The organism is Actinomadura sp. NPDC047616 (assembly GCF_040642915.1).
GTDB classification, from domain to species: Bacteria; Actinomycetota; Actinomycetes; order Streptosporangiales; family Streptosporangiaceae; genus Spirillospora; species Spirillospora miaoliensis.
This window is the reverse complement of the sequence record NZ_JBEYTB010000022.1, coordinates 119027-135569: the sequence shown is the minus strand read 5'-3', so window position 1 is coordinate 135569 and position 16543 is coordinate 119027. Positions and strand designations below refer to the sequence as shown.

Genomic DNA, 16543 nt, shown 5'->3' with positions numbered 1-16543 from the left:
CCCCGCCGCCGCCCCCCCCCCGCCGCGCGGCGCCCCCCCCCCGCGCCCCCGCGCCCCCGCGCCGCGCCCCTGACGGGGGTTCCAGGGAGTCGCCCCCCTGGGTAAACACTGCGGGCCATCGGCGAAGCCGAGCAAAGCTCGACGAGCATACTTCGCCCGCCTCGTGCCCCCGGTCGGATTCGAACCGACACATAAGCTCTTTTAGGGAGCCTGCCTCTGCCATTGGGCTACAGGGGCGGCGTAATCATACCCGGGTTCTTTGAACGCTCCGCTAGGGATATTCGAGGGGCGCGACATTTGGTATCAAGCGGGGGCGGAACGGGCGGAAACGGGTCGGGAGCCTCCGGGTGTCGGCGGGAACGGGCTGGTCAGCGGGGTGATCGTGGGGCTGAGTGTGGGGACGGTGGTTTTGCGGCCGGGGGCGGCGAAGCCGGGAAAAGGTACGGCTCAGCCGCTCATAACGGCTCGTCCCTCCACCAGGGTGGCGCCGGCGCGGCCGTCGCGGTCGCGGCGGATGGCGCATATTTCGTGGACGCCGACGCGGCCGCTCTCGCAGGCCAGCGCGGAGGCGGCGAGGTAGAGCAGCCACACCCGGACGCGGCCGGGTCCGGCCAGTTCGGCGCACTCGTCCCAGCGGCGTTGCAGGTTCGCCGCCCAGGCCCGCAGCGTGCGGGCGTGGTGCTCGCGCAGCGCGCCGACGCCGCGCACCTCCAGGCCCGCCTCCTCCAGCGTGCCGACCAGCTCGGCGAGCGGCCGCAGTTCGCCGTCCTCGGGGAACATGTAGCTGGTGGTGAAGGTGCGGCGGATGCGGTGACGGCCGGGGCGGCGCACCGCCTGCTGGAGCAGCAGGCGCCCGCCCGGGGCCAGCAGCTCGTACAGCCGGGGGAAGGCGCGGTCGAGCGTCTCCAGGCCCGCCAGGCCGACGATGGCGTCGTACGGGCCGTCGCCCGCGCCGGTGAGGTCGGCGTCGCGCAGGCCCACCTCGACGCGGTCGGCGACGCCCGCCTCCTCGGCTCGTTCGCGGACGTGGTCGACCTGGGCGCGGGAGCGCGCCAGCGCCACCACGCGGGCGCCGTGGTCGCAGGCGGCGGGGACGGTCAGCGCGCCCCAGCCGCAGTTGAGGTCGAGCACGCGCGCGCCGGGGAACAGGCCGAGCCGCTCGCTGACCTGGCCGAGGGCGGCCCGCTGGGCCTCCTCGAGGTCGACGGCCTCGTCCCACAGGCCGGTGCCGTGCGCCATGCTCGGGCCGAGCAGGCGGGCGAAGAACGCCGCGGACTCGCGCAGCGGTCCGTCCACGTCGCCGCGGCCGCCGGTGGGGAACTCCTCCGGCGGCGGCTTGGGCTCGGGGCCGACCGCGCCGAGGGTGACGGCGGTGCGCACGATCTCGCGCTTGTCGTCGCTGCTGAGCCGGATGGGCTCGTCACCGCTGCGCATGACGCGCTGCACGGCGCCGAGCGCGGCGAAGACGTCGCCCTCGATGTCCAGTTCGCCGGCGACGTAGGCGCGTACCAGGCCCATCTCGCCGGGTTTCCACAGCAGGCGGCGCAGCGCCCGGCGGTGCCGGATGACGAAGGTGGGCGCTCCGGCCGGCCCGATGGCGCTGCCGTCCCACGCCCGGACCCGTATCGGCAGGTCGTCCGCGGCCTGCCCGTCCTCGTCCGCCCCCAGCATGATCCGGGCCAGCAGCGGTGCCAGCCTGGCGGCGACCCCGTCGTTCCTCACAATCCACCGCGCATGCCCGGCGCGCCTCCCCTCACGGTGCCGTCCGCGTCACCGAGTGTGCCCCCCACGGTGCCTCATCGCCGGTCGGACACGGCCCCGGCCGGTCCGGCGGCCCGCGTTCACTCGGTGTGCCGTCGACCGGCCGCCAGTTCGAACTCCTTGCGCGGAGCCTGCAGCGCGCCGAGCGAGACGATCTCCCGCCGGAAGAACGCCGCGAGCGTCCAGTCGCCGGTGATCCGAATCTTACGGTTCACCGTCGGCATTCGAGACAGATGGTAGGTCCGGTGCAGGAACCAGGCGAGGCGGCCCTTGAGCTTGATGCCGTAGACGTTCGCCACGCCCTTGTGCAGGCCGAGGCCGGCCACCGAGCCGACGTACTTGTGGATGTACGGCTTGCGCGGCGCCCCGCGCAGGTCGGCGATGATGTTGTCGGCCAGGCGCTTGGCCTGCCGCACCGCGTGCTGGGCGTTGGGCGCGGTGTAGTCGCCCACCGAGGTCAGGTCGGGGACGGCGGCGTTGTCGCCCGCGGTGTAGACGTGCGGCACGCCCTCGACGGTCAGCTCGGCGGTGGCCTTCAGCCGGCCCTTGTCGTCGACGGGCAGGTCGCTGTCGCGCACGACCGGGTGCGGTTTGACGCCGGCCGTCCACACCAGGGTCCCGGCGTCGAACTCCTCGCCGTCGCTGAGCACGATGTGCCGGTCCTCGGCGGACTTCAGCAGCGTCTTCAGCCGGACCTCGATGCCGCGGCGGCGCAGCGCCTCGATCGTCCAGCGGCCCATCTCGGGACCGACCTCGGGCAGGATGCGGTCGGTGGCCTCGACGAGGATCCAGCGCATCTCGCGGGGGTCCAGGCTGGGGTACCAGCGGCAGGCGTCGCGGGCCATGTCCTCCAGCTCGCCGAGCGCCTCCACTCCCGCGAAGCCGCCGCCGACGAACACGAAGGTGAGCGCCCGCTGGCGGGCCCTCGGGTCGCGTACGGACGCGGCGATGTCGAGCTGGCGCAGCACGTGGTTGCGCAGGTAGATCGCTTCCTCGACGGTCTTGAAGCCGATGCCGCACTCGGCCAGCCCGGGGATGGGCAGGGTGCGGGAGATCGACCCGGCGGCCACCACGAGGTAGTCGTACGGCAGCTCCACCATGCCGTTCGGGACGGTCTCCGCGCCGGCCGGGCAGACCGACACGCACCGCCGGGCGTGTGAGATCTCGGTCACGTTGCCGATCACGATCCGGCACCGCCTGAGCATCTTGCGCAGCGGCGCGACCACGTGCCGCGGCTCCAGGTTCCCGGCCGCGGCCTCCGGCAGGAACGGCTGGTAGGTCATGTAGGAGTGCGGATTGATCACCGTGATGACGATCTCGTGCCGGCGCAGCCGTGCGCGCAGCCTGCGTTGCAGCCGCAGCGCGGTGTACATGCCGACGTAGCCGCCGCCGACGATGACGATCCGCTTGGCACCGTCCGGGATAGACACAGCAGACATACGGCAGCGGTACCCACGGATCTGTTCAGATCACGCGATACGGGCCAGCACTCATGACATGCCGAACCTCAGGCCTCAATCCAGCATCTATATGGATGTGTCGCCGCAACGGCGGTCTCGCGGCATCGGGCAGGGTCCAACGGGGGCGGCTCTGCCCGATGCGCGTTCTCCGAAGGTCAGAGCCCGGCCAGCGACCGGGCCTCGGCGAACACCGCGTCCAGCATCTCCTCGGTGACCCGGCCCGTGAAGGTGTTCTGCTGGCTGGGGTGGTAGCAGCCGAGCAGCGTCACGGCGGGTCCCGAGCCTCCCGGCGGGCCGAGTTCGACGCGCTTGCCGTGCCCGAACGGCGGACGCGGGCGGGGCAGCCCGTATCCGGCCTGCTTGAGCGCGGGCCACACGCCCTGCCAGGCGTACCCGCCGAGCGCGACGACGCAGCGGACGGTGGGCGCCGCCTCGGCGACCTCGCGCGCCAGCCACGGCAGGCAGGCGGCGCGTTCGGCGGGCGTGGGCTTGTTGTCGGGCGGGGCGCAGCGCACGGTGGCGGCCACCCGCGCGCCCAGCAGCCGCTGCCCGTCGCCCGCGTGGACGCTGGTGGGCCGCGCGGCCAGGCCGACGCGGTGCAGGGACGCGAACAGCCAGTCGCCGGACCGGTCGCCGGTGAAGATCCGCCCCGTGCGGTTGCCGCCGTGGGCGGCCGGGGCCAGGCCGACGATCAGCACGCGTGGCTCGGGGTCGCCCCATCCCGGCACCGGCCGTCCCCAGTATTCCTGGCCGGCGAACGCCCGGCGCCGCTCGACCGCGACGCGTTCCCGCCACTCGACGAGCCGGTCGCAGGCGCGGCACACCGACTGGCGGGCGCACAGCTCGGCCAGGTCGGGCGCCTTCTCCGCCAGTTCGGCGACCTCCTCGGCGGTGTGCGCGACGGGGGTGTCGGGGGCGGCGGGGTCCTCCGGCCACCCCGTTCCGGGAGGGACGAACCGGGCCCGGGGGGACGAACCTCCGCCGGGGTCGTGCGGGCTGGTCATGGCACGATCCTGCCACGCGAGGCACGCCGCCCCGGTACCTCACCGGTGCGGCCGGTGTCGATACGATGCGACACGCCGGTCGGGGAGGCGGTGTCCGGCGCGGCCGTCAGACGCGGAGGCATGCCTTGTCGCAACCAGGCTGGTATCCCGACCCCTATGGCACCGCGAGCCTGCGCTGGTGGGACGGCCAGAACTGGACCCGCCACGTCAACCCCCGGCCGCCGGAGTCCGCACGCCCCTACGAGCCCGGGCGGGGCGCCCTCCAGACCGCCCCGGCGGCCTACGCCGCCCCGCTGGACGTGAATCTGCGCGGCGTTCCGCTGCACGCCGACGACGACGTGATCTCCTATGGCGCCGACGCGCTGGCCTGGTCCCAGGTGGAGTGGGTGGCCTACTGGACGACCGGCATGCCCGCCGCCGACCCGGGGGCCGCCTCCGCCGTCGTCTGGGTCTTGCAGGTCGGCCGGCACCCGTTCCGCGGCGGGCCGCGCGTCGAGGTGGTGCTCGACTCCACGCTGTTCCCCGAGCGCGAGGCCGAGGCGATCTGGACGCGGCTGGTCGACCGGTGCCGCCGCCGCGCCGAGCCGCGCCTGGTGGCCGAGCTGGCCGGGCGGGTGCGCGCGGGCCACCCGGTGGACGTCGCCGAGGGCCTCACCGTGCATCCGGGCGGGGTGCGCGGCACCCACGTGTCGCTGAGCTGGGCGGAGATCTCCGGCGCGGTGGTGGACGCCGGCCGGGTGTGGATCCAGCAGTCCGACGGCGGCACGCCCGTCCTCTACGTGCCCCGGCAGAACCCGAACGCCGTGCTGATCCCCGAGCTGCTCGCCGCCCTCCGGCCCACCCGGTACCGGCCCCGCCCGGCGGGCGGGTCCTAGGCGAGGGACCAGGCGATGCCGTCGAGGATGTCGTGCTCGCTGACCACCACGGCGCCGAAGCCGTACTCACGCATGATCCGGTCAAGGATGAGCGCGCCCGCGCCGATCACGTCGACCCGGCCCGGGTGCATGACGCCGATCGCGGCGCGCTCGGCGCGGGTGGCGTGCAGCAGGTCACGGGTCACCTCGTGCACCTGCGCCGCGGTGATGCGGGACCCGTGGATGCGGGACGAGTCGTACTCCGGCAGCCCGAGCGCGATGCCGGCGACCGTGGTGACCGAGCCCGCCAGCCCGACCAGCGTGCGCGCCTCGTCCACCGGGACGGTCTCGCGCACCGTGTCCAGGGCGGCGTCGATGTCGGCGGCGGCCGCGCTGATCTGCTCGGGCGAGGGCGGGTCGCCGTCGCGCAGGTGCCGCTCGGTCATCCGGACGCAGCCGATGTCGACCGACCGGGCCGCCTGCACCGCCGAGCCGCCCAGGACGAACTCGGTGGAGCCGCCGCCGATGTCGACCACCAGGTAGGGCCGGGCGGGACGCAGCGCCGCCAGCTCGCGGGTGGCGCCGATGAACGACAGCTCGGCCTCCTCGTCGCCGGTGATCACCTCCGGGACCACGCCGAAGATGTCGACGACGCCGCCGGTGAACTCGTCGCGGTTGGCCGCGTCGCGGGTCGCGCTGGTGGCCACCACGCGCACCTTCCCCGCGCCGTGCCGCTCGATGAGCTCCTGGTAGCCGCGCATCGCCGCGAACGTGCGCGCCAGGGCCTCGGGCGCCAGGCGGCCGGTGCGGTCGACGCCCTCGCCGAGGCGCACGATCTCCATGCGGCGTTCCACGTCGGTCAGGGTGCCCTCGCCGGACGGCCCGTCGGGCACGACGTCGGCGATCAGCAGGCGGACCGAGTTGGTCCCGCAGTCGATGGCGGCGACGCGTGTCACTGATCACTGCCTTCCATGTCGTCCTGTTCGGGAGCCGTCCCGGGAACCGTACCGGAGGCCTTGTCATGGGGCGTTTCGGGCGCCGCGCAGCTCACGCAGGGGCCGGAGCGCCACCACTCGGGCAGCTCCTCCAGGGCCTCGCGGCCGAACGGGTTGGCGCCCGGAACGGCCAGCTCGTGCGCGACCAGGGCGTGCAGGCACTTGACCCGCTCGGGCATGCCGCCCGCGCTCTGCGTGCCGGGCGGCAGCGGCTCGACGCCCTCCTCGCGCGCCGCCTCGTCGCGGCGCCGCAGGTAGTCGTCGTGGGCGGCGGCGTACTCGGCGCGCAGCCCCGGCTCGTCGGCCAGCCGCCCCTGCATCGTCCGCATGATCCCGCCGCCCTCCAGCGTGCCGATGGCCGAGGCCGCCTTCGGGCAGGTCAGGTAGAACAGCGTGGGGAACGGCGTGCCGTCCGGCAGCCGAGGCGCCGTCTCGATCACGGCGGGCAGCCCGCAGGGGCAGCGGTAGGCCACCCGGCGCAGGCCGCGCGGCTCGCGCCGCAGCTGGGCCGCCACCGCGGCCCGGTCGCGTTCGTCGATCTTCTTCTCCCCCACCGAGTCTCCCCCCGCCGCGGGGCCCGTCCCGTCCGCCCGTCCGGCCCGCCGCCGGGGCTCAGCGCGGACGGTCGGCCTCCTCGACCGACCGCCAGAGCGTGACGTACCACGGCTCCTTGCGCGTGGCGTCGGCGGGCCTGGACTGCTGCCGCTCGCCGCCGCCACCGTCCAGGACGATGTAGCAGCGTTCCCCCGGCATGCAGTAGTGCAGGCGCCGCTTGGCCTCCCGCTCAATGTACGACTTGTCGCCGAGCTGCCGCTTGCGCTGTTCGAGCTGGGCCACCTCACGGCGCGCGACCCGCTCCTGCTGCTTGAGCTCGGCGATCTCCTGGCGCTGCGCGACGTACTCGCGCACCGGATAGGCGAGGCTGAGCGCGATGGCGCACATGACGACCGCCAGGATGGCGGCACGGCCGGTCAGCGCCGTGCCGCCCCTGCGGCCGGGGCGCGCGCGCTCCTCGCCGCCCTCGTCGTCCCGCCGACGGGCCACCGCAGCCTCCCCGTCCGCGCTCAGCCCTCCCAGGAGAACCGCGGGAAGGCGGCGGCGCCGGCGTAGCGGGCGGCGTCGTCCAGCAGGTCCTCGATGCGCAGCAGCTGGTTGTACTTGGCGACGCGGTCGCTGCGGGCGGGCGCGCCGGTCTTGATCTGGCCGCAGTTGGTCGCCACGGCCAGGTCGGCGATGGTGGTGTCCTCGGTCTCTCCGGACCGGTGGCTCATCATGCAGCGGTAGCCGTTGGTCTGGGCGAGCGACACCGCGTCCAGGGTCTCGGTGAGGGTGCCGATCTGGTTGACCTTGACCAGCAGCGCGTTGGCGGTGCGGCCGTCGATGCCGCGGGCCAGCCGCTCGGGGTTGGTGACGAACAGGTCGTCGCCGACGAGCTGCACCTTGTCGCCGACGGCGTCGGTGAGGGCCTTCCAGCCGTCCCAGTCCTCCTCGCCGAGCGGGTCCTCGATGGACACCAGCGGGTAGGACGCCAGCAGCTCGCCGTAGTAGGCGGCCATCTCGTCGGCCGAGCGCTTGCCGCCCTCGAAGGCGTAGACGCCGTCGGCGTGGAACTCGGTGGCGGCCACGTCCAGGGCCAGCGCGATGTCGCGGCCCGGGGTGAACCCGGCCCGGCCGATCGCCTCCATGATCAGGTCCAGCGCCTCGCGGTTGCTGGGCAGGTCGGGGGCGAAGCCGCCCTCGTCGCCCAGGCCGGTGGCCAGGCCGCGGCCCTTGAGCACGGCCTTGAGGGCGTGGTAGGTCTCGGCGCCCCAGCGCAGCGCCTCGGCGAAGGTGCCCGCGCCGATCGGCGCGATCATGAACTCCTGCACGTCGACGTTGGTGTCGGCGTGCGCGCCGCCGTTGAGGATGTTCATCATCGGCACCGGCAGCAGGTGCGCGTTGGGCCCGCCGACGTAGCGGAACAGCGGCAGCCCGGCCGACTCGGCGGCGGCCTTGGCCACCGCCAGGCTGACGCCGAGGATGGCGTTGGCGCCCAGCTTGGACTTGCCGGGCGTGCCGTCCAGGTCGATCAGCAGCTGGTCGATGAGCCGCTGGTCGGCGGCGGGAATGCCGACCAGCTTCTCGTCGATGGTCTCGTTGACGGCCCTGACCGCGTTCCGGACGCCTTTGCCGCCGTAGCGCTCACCGCCGTCGCGCAGCTCGACGGCCTCGAACTGGCCGGTGGACGCGCCGCTGGGCACCGCGGCACGCGCCTCGGTCCCGTCGGCGAGCAGCACCTCGACCTCGACGGTCGGGTTGCCGCGGGAGTCCAGGATCTCCCGGGCGAGGACGGCCTCGATCGACGACACGGGCATCTCCCCTGATCTACGGTGCGGTCGACTTGCCCCCTGAGCCTATCGATGCGCTCTGTCCATCATCCAACGGACACGGGGGTGGCCGGGAAAGGCCGAGTGTGACGCATCCGTCCCGCGCCCGAGACTTGACGAAAGTATTACCTACCTTATCTACTGTCCAGGTCAAACCCACTTATTTAGTAGGGATCTTGGACATGCGTCGCACACTTCGTTCGTCCCACCGGGGGCTGCCCCGTCGGCTCGCCGCGGCCGCCCTGGCCGTGCTGCTCGGCGCCGGGACGCTCAGCGCCTGTGGCGACGACGAGGGCGGCGGCTCCGGCGGCGCGGCGACGCCGCTGCGGCTGGGGTACTTCCCCAACATCACCCACGCCACCGCCCTGGTCGGCGTGCAGCGCGGCATCTTCGCCAAGCACCTGGGCACCGCGCCGCGCACCTCCACGTTCAACGCCGGCCCGTCCGCGGTCGAGGCGGTGTTCTCCGGCGCGGTGGACGCCACGTTCGTCGGGCCGAACCCGACCATCAACGCCTGGGCCAGGTCGCACGGCAAGGCCATCAAGGTCATCTCGGGCGCCGCCTCCGGCGGGGCGTCGCTGGTGGTCAAGCCGGAGATCAAGTCCATCCAGGATCTGCGCGGCAAGAAGATCGCCACGCCGCAGCTCGGCAACACCCAGGACGTGGCGGTGCGCCACTACCTCAAGAGCCAGGGCCTGACCGCCAACAAGGACGGCAGCGGCGACGTCAAGATCGTCCCGCAGGAGAACGCGCAGACCCTGCAGACCTTCGCGCAGGGCTCCATCGACGGCGCCTGGGTGCCCGAGCCGTTCGCGTCCCGGCTGATCCTGGAGAACAAGGGCAAGCGGCTGCTGAACGAGGCGTCGCTGTGGCCCGGCGGCAAGTTCGTGGTGACCAACCTGATCGTCCGGCAGGACTACGCCAAGGAGCACCCCGAGCAGGTCAAGAAGCTGCTGCAGGGCGTGGTCGAGGCCACCGACCTGATCAACAACAACCCGGACGACGCCAAGAAGGCCGTCAACGAGCAGCTCACCAAGCTCAGCGGCAAGCCGCTCAAGCCGGAGATCCTCGACTCCGCGTTCAAGGAGATCACCTTCACCACCGACCCGGTCGCCTCCTCCCTCACCCAGGGCGCCCGGCACGCCGAGGAGGTCGGCCTGCTGGAGCCGGTGAACCTGGACGGCATCTACGACCTCGGGCCTCTCAACGAGGTCCTCAAGGCGAGCGGAAAGGCACAGGTCAGCGACAAATGACAGAGGCCGTCACGGCCGTCCCCAGCCGGACCCCCGCGCCCGCGGCGGTCCGGCTGAGTGGCGTGTCCAAAGCGTTCGGAACCGGTGACGCGGCCCTGCTCGCGCTCGACGGCGTCTCCCTGGACGTGACGCCCGGCGAGTTCGTGTGCCTGCTCGGCGCGTCCGGCTGCGGCAAGAGCACCCTGCTCAACCTGGTCGCCGACCTGGAGCAGCCGACCTCGGGCAGCATCGACATCGGCGGCGCCCGGGTCGCGCTGATGTTCCAGGAGCCCGCGCTGTTCCCGTGGCTGAACGTCACCGCCAACATCGAGCTGGCGCTCAAGATGCGCGGCGTGCCGCGGGCCGAGCGGCGGGAGCGGGCCGCGGCGCTGCTGGCCTCGGTGCACCTGAGCGGGTTCGAGAAGAAGCGCCCGCACCAGCTGTCGGGCGGCATGCGCCAGCGGGTCGCGCTGGCCCGCGCCCTGGCCCTCACGGTGGACGAGACCGACAGCGGCCAGGGCACCCTGCTGCTGATGGACGAGCCGTTCGGCGCCTTGGACGCGATGACCCGCGACCTGCTGCACGACGAGATCGAGCGGATCTGGCGCGAACGCGGGCTGACCGTGCTGTTCGTCACCCACAACGTGCGCGAGGCCGTCCGGCTCGGCGACCGGGTGGTGCTGCTCAGCAGCCGTCCCGGCAAGGTCGTGAAGGAGTTCCCGGTCGAGATCGAGCGCCCGCGCCGCATCGACGCCGCCCCCGTCGCGGCGCTGGCCGGCCAGATCACCGACCGGCTGCGCGAGGAGGTCGGCCGTCATGGCGGTTGAGACCCGTACGAACGCGCCCGACCCGGCCGACGACCCGGCGCTGCGGCGGCAGATCGCCGGGCTGGACGCGCTGGAACTGGCCGCCGGCGCCGGGCGCGGCCCGCTGTCGCGGCTGTGGTCGGCGGCCTGGCCCATGGTCACGGCCGTGGTCATCGCGGTGCTGTTCTGGCAGGCGGTGGTGTGGAGCGGCTGGAAGGACCCGTGGGTGCTGCCCGGGCCCGCCGACACCCTGCCGGTGTTCTGGGACCAGATCACCAGCGGCCGGTTCTGGGAGGCCGTCGCGCTGACCATGCAGCGCGCGGTGGTCGGGTTCGCGCTGTCCATCGTGATCGGCGTGCTGGTCGGCGCGCTGGTGTCGCAGTTCCGCATCCTGCGCCGCGCGTTCGGGTCGCTGATCACCGGGCTGCAGACGATGCCGTCGATCGCCTGGTTCCCGCTGGCCATCCTGCTGTTCCAGCTCAGCGAGAGCGCGATCCTGTTCGTGGTGGTGCTGGGCGCGGCCCCGTCCATCGCCAACGGGCTGATCGCGGGCGTCGACTACACCCCGCCGATCCTGCTGCGCGCGGGCAAGGTGCTCGGCCTGCGCGGGCTGCTGCTGTACCGGCACCTGATCCTGCCCGCCTCGCTGCCGTCGTTCGTGGCCGGGCTCAAGCAGGGCTGGGCGTTCGCCTGGCGCAGCCTGATGGCGGGCGAGCTGCTGGTGATCATCGGCGACACCACGTCGCTGGGCGTGCTGCTGTCGCAGGCCCGCGAGCTGAACAACACCGCCGACATGATCTCCTACATGATCGTCATTCTGATCATCGGGATCGTCATCGACCAGCTGTTCGGCGTCGCCGACCGCGCCCTGCGCACCCGCTGGGGCATGGACAACGACTGACCCGGCCCGCGGGGCGGGGCACGCTGGCCCCGCCCCGCCGGTTCGGCCGGTCAGCCGGACGGGTGCGCGCCGTTGCGGACGCTAGACGCGCTCGAAGCGGAACCGCTGGTTGGCCGTGCCGTGGCACCGGTACTGGATGACCGGGGCGCCGTTCGAGGCGCTCTGGCCGTGCACGTCCAGGCACTTGTCGTGCAGGGTGCGCATCTCGTAGCGGCCGGAGCCGACCGGCCGCAGCCAGAACTTCTGGTTGGCCGTGCCCCGGCACCGGTACTGGATGAGCGAGGTGCCGTCCGCGGAGCTCGCGCCGCTGACGTCCAGGCACTTGTTGTGCAGGGTGCGGATCTGGTAGCGGCCGCGGTCGGTGGACACCAGCCGGAACCGCTGGTTGGCCGTGCCGCGGCACCGGTACTGGATGACCGGGGTGCCGTCGTCGGAGTCGCCGCCGCGGACGTCCAGACACTTGTCATGCAGTGTCACGATTCTTCCGCGCTCGGAGTCCTGCAGCCGGCCCGCGGACGCGGCCTCGGCGGGGGTGGACGCCATCAGGGGGGCGACGAGGGCGAGCAGGGCAGCGGTCGGCAGACCGTGTCGCGCCGTGAGGGGGAAACGCATGGCACACCTCTCAGGTGGATGGATGTCGCGTCCGATCCACGTCGGACTACCTAAAGTAATCATGTAGTCGCCGATGGTGTTCAAGAGGGAATTGGACACAACCCTCTTGCGCCGGCGATAGCGAATCCCCACCTGCCCGCCCAGCCACAGCAGCCACACGGCGGCCCGCAGTCCCCGCGCGGGGCGGCGTCCGGGCCTCGGGCCCCGGTCTCAGTGGCGGTCGCCGGTCTGCTCTCTGAGCGCGGCGTCGATGGCGGCGGACATCGAGGGCGCGTCATGGCGGCCTTCGTAGAGTTCGCCGTTGATGAAGAACGTGGGGGTGCCGCCCACACCGCTGCGTTCGCCGCCCTCCATGTCGGACATGACGCGGTGGCGGTGGCGTTCGACGTCGCTCCACAGCGGGACGCCCATCGACTCGGCGTAGGAGTTCAGGTCGGCGTCGGACAGGGCGAGCTGGTTGCGGAACAGGGTGTCGTGCATGTCCCAGAACCGGCCGTGGTCGGCGGCGGACTCGGCGGTGAGGGCGGCGGCCATCGCGCGCGGGTGCAGCTCCGACAGGGGGAAATGGCGGAACACGACCCGCAGCCGGTCGCCGAAGCGTTCGCGCAGCTCCTCCAGGACGGGGTGGGCCCGGCCGCAGTACGGGCACTCGTAGTCGCCGTACTCGACCAGGGTGACCGGCGCGTCCATCGGGCCGCGGACGTGGTCGGCGTCGGTGACCGGCGGCAGCGGCTCGGCCTCCACGGGGATCTGCGCCTCCCGGGACGGCGGCGCGCAGACGGCGCCGCGGTCCCAGGCCATGCGGAAGACCAGCCAGCCGAACCCGGCCGCCAGCAGCGACCCGGCCAGGATGCCGATCTTGGCCTGGCTCTGCAGCGCCGGGTCGTCGGCGAACGCCAGGTCGGTGACGAACAGCGAGACCGTGAAGCCGATGCCGGACACGGCCGCGCCGCCGAGCGCCTGCCCCCACACCAGGTTGCCGGGCAGGACACCCCAGTTGAACCGCAGCGGCAGCCAGGTGCCGAGGGCGATCCCGACGAACTTGCCGGCCAGCAGGCCGACCGCCACGCCGATGGTGACGGGCGAGGTGGCGGCGGCGCGCAGGGTGTCGCCGTCCAGGCGGACGCCCGCGTTGGCCAGCGCGAAGATCGGCACGATGACGTAGCTGGTCCAGGGGTGCAGCAGCAGCTGCAGCCGCTCGTTCACCGAGACGGTGCGCTGGACGGTGCGGCTCGCCTCGATGGCCAGCTCGGGGCTCGGGTCGCGCGCCAGCTCCCGCAGCAGCTCGTTCGCGCGCAGCATCTTGTGCCCGCTGGGCGCGTACACCACGACCAGGGCGCCGAGCAGGATGCCCGCGAGGGTCGGGTGCACGCCGCTCTCCAGCATCGCGGCCCACACTCCGAACCCGAGCAGCAGGTAGGCGGGCGCGCGCCAGAACCGCAGCCAGCGGGCCGCGACGATCAGCCCGGTGAGCAGCACGGCGACGGCCAGCGCGGTGATCGACAGCGACTCGGTGTAGAAGACCGCGACGACCAGGATCGCGCCGATGTCGTCGACCACGGCGAGGGTGAGCAGGAAGGCGCGCAGCGGCTCGGGACAGCGGGTGCCGATCACCGCCAGCAGGCCGAGGACGAACGCGGTGTCGCTGGCCAGCGGGATGCCCCAGCCGCCGGCGCCGGGGCCGCCGGCGTTGAACGCGGTGTAGATCAGCGCGGGGACCGCCATCCCGCCGAGCGCGGCCACCGCGGGCACGGCGATCATGCGGCGGTCGCGCAGCTGGCCGATGCGGACCTCACGGCTGATCTCCAGGCCGATGACGAAGAAGAACAGCGCCATCAGCCCGTCGTTGACCACGTGCCGCAGGTCCAGGGCGACGGTGTGGCCGCCGATCCGCGCCGCCAGCTCGGTGTGCCAGAACGTCTCGTAGGTGTCCCCGAACGGGGAGTTGGCCCACAGCAGCCCGGCGAGCGTCGCGGCCAGCAGCACGCTGGTGCCGCCCACCTCCGTGCGCAGGAACGAACGCAGCCCCGGCGGCACCGCGCGTGCGGCGATCGAAATCTCGCTCAAATCCGAATCCTCATCCCGCGTCTCGACCCGAATCATCGCAGCCGCGCGGTACAACCTCGCATGTCAGGGGGTTGTTCCGGGAGGGTCCGCGACGTCCCGGTCGGGGCCGGGGGGCGGCTCGGGGTCGGGGGTCGGCGTGGGTTCGGGGCGCGGGCGGTCGCCGCCGCGGCTGATGTGCAGGATGATGGTGCCGTCGGAGGCGGTCGACATGCTCGCCACCGTCCCCGCCGGGTACCGGTCGGACCGGACGAACGACCCCATGCGCGCCCGGAAGCCGGCCTCGCGGAGCCGGGAGAACGCCGCGCCCAGCGACATGCCCCGCACGTCGGGGGCCCGGTCGATCTCGCCGCTGCCGCGGCTGAAGTAGTGGGCCGGGGGCCGCTCGAACGGGGTGGCGGGACGTCCGGCCAGCGCGCCGGCCATGGTGTCGCGCCAGATCGGCGCGGGGAGCGTCGCCCCGTACACCGCGCCGAAGCAGCGGCCGTCCATGCACAGGTTCGTCATCGGGTGCTTGTAGCCGCCGCGCGGGTCGCCCACCCACACCGCCGCGGCCAGGTCGGGCGTGTACCCGGCGAACCAGGCGGCGGAGAAGTTGTCGACGGTGCCGGTCTTGCCCGCGGCGGGACGGCCGATGCCCTGCCCGCGCGCGGTGCCCTTGGTCAGCACGCCGCGCAGCACGTGGTTGACCGCGTCGGCGACGCCCTCGTCCAGCACCTGCTCGCAGTGGGCGCGCGGCACCCTCAGCTCCCGGCCCTGCCCATCGGTGATCTTCTTGATGGCGATCGGCCGGCAGTAGCGGCCGCGGGCCCCGAACGCGGCGTAGGCCGCGGCCAGCCGCACCGGCGACACCGGGTTGAAGCCGAGGGTGAACGAGGGGTACTGCTCCAGCGGCTTGCCGTTGGCCTGCCGCATGCCGAGCTTCTCGGCCATCTTCACCGTGTCGCACAGCCCGACCCGGCGCTGCAGCGCCAGAAAGAAGGTGTTGACCGAGTGGTGGGTGCCGGTGACCAGGCTGAACTCACGGCCGCCCTCGCCGTCGGCGGCGTTGCGCAGCGGCTTGGTGTCGCCGACGCGGCGGCCCTTGCAGTCGCGGTATCCGGTCGGCGTGTAGTAGCGCGGCGCCATCAGGCGGGTGCCGAACGGCATGTCCTCGTCGAGCGCGGCGGCCAGCGTGAACACCTTGAACGTCGACCCGGCCTGCATGCCGATGCTGGAGCCGTGGCTGGCGTCGGCGGCGAAGTTGATCCAGGTCTTGCCGCGCTCGCGGTCCGAGCCGAGCCTGCGGTCGACGGCCATGCCCTTGATCTCGCCTGTGCCGGGCTCGACGAGCGCCTCGGCGGCGGCCTTGCGGGCGGAGTTCTTCGGGGGGACGTGCCGGTCGACGGCGCGCTGCGCGGCCCGCTGCGTCTGCGGGTCGAGGGTGGTGCGGATGGTCAGGCCGCCGCGCTTGAGCAGCCGTTCGCGGGCCTTGGCCGTCCTGCCGAACACCGGGTTGGTGAGGATCTCGCGCTGCACGTAGTCGCAGAAGAACGGGGCCTTGCTGACCACGCAGCCGCCGCGGGTCCGCTTGACGCGCAGGCCGAGGGGCTCGCGCGCGGCGGCCTCGGCGGCGGCCCGGTCGATCCAGTTCAGCTCGGCCATGCGGCGCAGCACCACGTCGCGGCGTTCGCGCGCGGCCTTCGGGTGGCGGATCGGGTCGTAGGCGTGCGGGTAGCGGATCACCCCGGCCAGCAGCGCCGCCTCGGCCAGGTCCAGCCTGACCGCGGGCTTGCCGAAGTAGTGCCGGGACGCCGCCTCGATGCCGTACGCGCCGTCGCCGAAGTAGGCGATGTTGAGGTAGCGGCGCAGGATCTCGTCCTTGGAGAACCGCTTCTCCAGCGCCACCGCGTACCGCAGTTCGCGGATCTTGCGGGCGGCGCTGATCTCCTGGGCGGCACGCTGCTCCTCGGCGGTGTCGGCCTGGGTGATCAGCAGGTTCTTGACGTACTGCTGGGTGATGCCCGAGCCGCCCTGGGTGACCTCGCCGGACGACAGGTTGCTGGCCAGCGCCCGCAGCGTGCCCTGGGAGTCCAGGGCGCCGTGCTCGTAGAACCGGCTGTCCTCGATGGCCAGCACGGCGCGGCGGGCGATCGGCGCGATCTGGTCCAGCCGCACGTCCACCCGGTTCTGGTAGAAGAACGTGGCGATCAGCGAGCCGTCGGCCGCCAGGATCCGGGACCGCTGCGGCACGTCCGACACGTCCAGGTCGTCCGGCTCCTCCTGGAACCAGCGGGCGGCGTCGCGGGCGCCGAGCCCCGCGCCGCACGCGGTGGGCAGCAGCATCAGCGCGACCAGCACGCCCGCCAGGGCGCCGAGCCCGCCCAGGTGCCGGACGGCGCGCATCCGCGCCGCGGTTCTGCTCGCGGCGGCGCCGTCGCGTGACCCTCCCAGCACGGGCCAAGAGTAGACGGGGGGATCGCGGCCCACCACCCCCCGACGGATCTCG

General features: G+C 73.1%; 14 protein-coding genes and 1 tRNA gene. 4 read left to right on the top strand and 11 right to left on the bottom strand.

All coding sequences use genetic code 11. From position 1 onward, the window contains the following. Nucleotides 1–164 precede the first annotated feature (164 nt). From ABZ801_RS37340 to ABZ801_RS37325, 4 genes are all read right to left on the bottom strand, one after another. Nucleotides 165–237 (bottom strand) — tRNA-Leu (locus ABZ801_RS37340). Nucleotides 238–447: 210 nt separating this feature from the next. Then, complete coding sequence (locus ABZ801_RS37335) at nt 448–1722, bottom strand: class I SAM-dependent methyltransferase (RefSeq protein ID WP_360707556.1); 1275 nt, start codon at nt 1720–1722, stop codon at nt 448–450. Between the two features lie 119 nt (nt 1723–1841). After that, complete coding sequence (locus ABZ801_RS37330; RefSeq protein WP_360707553.1) at nt 1842–3200, bottom strand: NAD(P)/FAD-dependent oxidoreductase; 1359 nt, start codon at nt 3198–3200, stop codon at nt 1842–1844. 176 nt (nt 3201–3376) lie between these two features. Next, nucleotides 3377–4225, bottom strand: a complete 849-nt coding sequence (locus ABZ801_RS37325) for a uracil-DNA glycosylase (RefSeq protein WP_360707550.1) — start codon at nt 4223–4225, stop codon at nt 3377–3379. A gap of 125 nt (nt 4226–4350) precedes the next feature. On the opposite strand from ABZ801_RS37325, the gene ABZ801_RS37320 reads away from it, so the two are divergent. Beyond that, on the top strand, nt 4351–5100 hold the full coding sequence (locus ABZ801_RS37320; protein WP_360707547.1) for a DUF2510 domain-containing protein: 750 nt from the start codon (nt 4351–4353) through the stop codon (nt 5098–5100). On the opposite strand, the gene ABZ801_RS37315 is transcribed toward ABZ801_RS37320, so the two are convergent. Genes ABZ801_RS37315 through eno form a run of 4 tightly spaced genes read right to left on the bottom strand, consistent with a single transcriptional unit; the run spans nt 5097 to nt 8422 of the window. Then, on the bottom strand, nt 5097–6035 hold the full coding sequence (locus ABZ801_RS37315) for a Ppx/GppA phosphatase family protein (protein WP_344959522.1): 939 nt from the start codon (nt 6033–6035) through the stop codon (nt 5097–5099). The two genes, ABZ801_RS37320 and ABZ801_RS37315, sit on opposite strands and share 4 nt — an antisense overlap. After that, nucleotides 6032–6628 (bottom strand): DUF501 domain-containing protein, encoded by a 597-nt coding sequence (locus ABZ801_RS37310; RefSeq protein WP_344959524.1) that lies wholly within the window; start codon nt 6626–6628, stop codon nt 6032–6034. Before ABZ801_RS37310 ends, ABZ801_RS37315 begins: the two co-directional genes overlap by 4 nt. Nucleotides 6629–6686: 58 nt before the next feature. Continuing rightward, nucleotides 6687–7118, bottom strand: coding sequence for a septum formation initiator family protein (locus ABZ801_RS37305; RefSeq protein WP_344959526.1), 432 nt, complete (start codon nt 7116–7118; stop codon nt 6687–6689). Nucleotides 7119–7138: 20 nt separating this feature from the next. Continuing rightward, entirely contained in the window at nt 7139–8422 is a 1284-nt protein-coding gene (gene eno / locus ABZ801_RS37300; protein WP_360707542.1) for a phosphopyruvate hydratase, read from the bottom strand. A gap of 200 nt (nt 8423–8622) precedes the next feature. Here eno and ABZ801_RS37295 point away from each other — a divergent pair, with 200 nt between their 5' ends. Genes ABZ801_RS37295 through ABZ801_RS37285 form a run of 3 tightly spaced genes read left to right on the top strand, consistent with a single transcriptional unit; the run spans nt 8623 to nt 11379 of the window. Continuing rightward, nucleotides 8623–9693, top strand: a complete 1071-nt coding sequence (locus tag ABZ801_RS37295; protein ID WP_360707540.1) for an ABC transporter substrate-binding protein — start codon at nt 8623–8625, stop codon at nt 9691–9693. Beyond that, nucleotides 9690–10499 carry an ABC transporter ATP-binding protein gene (locus ABZ801_RS37290; protein ID WP_360707537.1) on the top strand — a complete coding sequence of 270 codons (810 nt, stop codon included), beginning with the start codon at nt 9690–9692 and terminating at the stop codon, nt 10497–10499. Before ABZ801_RS37295 ends, ABZ801_RS37290 begins: the two co-directional genes overlap by 4 nt. Continuing rightward, entirely contained in the window at nt 10489–11379 is an 891-nt protein-coding gene (locus ABZ801_RS37285; protein ID WP_344959534.1) for an ABC transporter permease, read from the top strand. Before ABZ801_RS37290 ends, ABZ801_RS37285 begins: the two co-directional genes overlap by 11 nt. 81 nt (nt 11380–11460) lie before the next feature. On the opposite strand, the gene ABZ801_RS37280 is transcribed toward ABZ801_RS37285, so the two are convergent. From ABZ801_RS37280 to ABZ801_RS37270, 3 genes are all read right to left on the bottom strand, one after another. Further along, nucleotides 11461–11991, bottom strand: a complete 531-nt coding sequence (locus ABZ801_RS37280; protein ID WP_344959536.1) for an RICIN domain-containing protein — start codon at nt 11989–11991, stop codon at nt 11461–11463. A 210-nt stretch (nt 11992–12201) separates the two neighbouring features. Further along, nucleotides 12202–14058, bottom strand: a complete 1857-nt coding sequence (gene nhaA, locus ABZ801_RS37275; RefSeq protein WP_360707533.1) for a Na+/H+ antiporter NhaA — start codon at nt 14056–14058, stop codon at nt 12202–12204. Between the two features lie 63 nt (nt 14059–14121). Next, nucleotides 14122–16491 (bottom strand): penicillin-binding protein, encoded by a 2370-nt coding sequence (locus ABZ801_RS37270; protein WP_360707531.1) that lies wholly within the window; start codon nt 16489–16491, stop codon nt 14122–14124. Between the last annotated feature and the right edge of the window lie 52 nt (nt 16492–16543).

Coding starts and splice junctions, on each gene's coding strand:
- ABZ801_RS37295 (WP_360707540.1), top strand. CDS start 8,623: ATGCGTCGCACACTTCGTTCGTCCCACCGGGGGCTGCCCCGTCGGCTC.
- ABZ801_RS37280 (WP_344959536.1), bottom strand. CDS start 11,991: ATGCGTTTCCCCCTCACGGCGCGACACGGTCTGCCGACCGCTGCCCTG.
- ABZ801_RS37330 (WP_360707553.1), bottom strand. CDS start 3,200: ATGTCTGCTGTGTCTATCCCGGACGGTGCCAAGCGGATCGTCATCGTC.
- ABZ801_RS37285 (WP_344959534.1), top strand. CDS start 10,489: ATGGCGGTTGAGACCCGTACGAACGCGCCCGACCCGGCCGACGACCCG.
- ABZ801_RS37290 (WP_360707537.1), top strand. CDS start 9,690: ATGACAGAGGCCGTCACGGCCGTCCCCAGCCGGACCCCCGCGCCCGCG.
- ABZ801_RS37325 (WP_360707550.1), bottom strand. CDS start 4,225: ATGACCAGCCCGCACGACCCCGGCGGAGGTTCGTCCCCCCGGGCCCGG.